This is a genomic window from Methanolobus psychrotolerans (assembly GCF_002243045.1).
GTDB classification, from domain to species: domain Archaea; phylum Halobacteriota; class Methanosarcinia; order Methanosarcinales; family Methanosarcinaceae; genus Methanolobus; species Methanolobus psychrotolerans.
Genome location: NZ_MBKP01000098.1, coordinates 1 through 1,023, shown reverse-complemented (window position 1 = coordinate 1,023; position 1,023 = coordinate 1). Strand labels below are relative to the sequence as shown.

Sequence of the window (1,023 nt, the reverse complement as noted above, 5' to 3'; positions counted from 1 at the left end):
CTTTAACCTGTTTGAAAGAACCATATCCAAAGCCACAATATTAAGTTTGATAACACAGAACAATACAAAATTTAAATTTATATTCTCAACAAAAAATACACAACCTCAAAAAGAAAAAAAAAGAGTGTCAGGAACGTTATTCATATTTTCCAGACATTGCTTGAAGATTTCCTTGAAGACAAGAAGAGCATCTTAAAAAACAATATCCGACTCCCTTACAGGATTATTCCTAAGACCTCAGAAAGCAATGTTCAGATTAAAGATTGCATCAGACCTGATGAAGTAGTGGCCTTCAGCAATTACGAGAATTTCAAAGGATATCTTGATCATCTTTTTGTACTAAATCCGTCGATAGATATCTATTTCAATGAACTGCAGGATGAGATATCCTATAACCCATACTTAGAAGCATTAAGCCTGAGCAACATAATAAAGATGGAAATTTCAAGATGTAAGCTCGGCTACTTAAATTTTGAATCTTTCCTGAGGGAATTCAATCAAAATAGCACTCTAAGGAAAGAATTAGGTATTGAAAGTGATGAAAAGATATCGTTAACTTCATACCGACGAAATTTACTGATCATTTCCAGGCACCTTGATAAATTTGCAGAAATAGTGCTACAGGAATGCAGAGACTTAAAGTTGATCGATGATAAAATATGGGTATGGGATAGAAGATTTTTCAAGTGCAACTGCAACGGTTTAAAGGATAAGAAGACCGGTACTTTTTCAGACCCTGATGCAGGACATTATGTTAAGAAAACCGGAAAGTACAGTGTACTTTCAGGTACATGGTACACTGATACCTGTATTGTTGACAGGTTATTTGGATTGCCGGTTTACTGGGATGCTGTGGATGCGAGTAAAAATGACAATACTATATTCCAGGAAACGATAGATAAGTGTACACAATCAACAGCTCAAAAACCTGTCATGCTGATAGCAGATGCCGGACCTGATAGTCACGGGTCGAATTTAACTGTGCTCGATAAACAGATTATTCCTGTCATAGCTGCAAGGTCC

1 pseudogene is annotated in these 1,023 nt (G+C 36.1%); it reads left to right on the top strand.

The features are described 5' to 3' along the window. Window positions 1–156: 156 nt before the first annotated feature. A pseudogene (locus tag BB781_RS15150) lies at window positions 157–1,023 on the top strand (transposase); the annotation flags it as partial.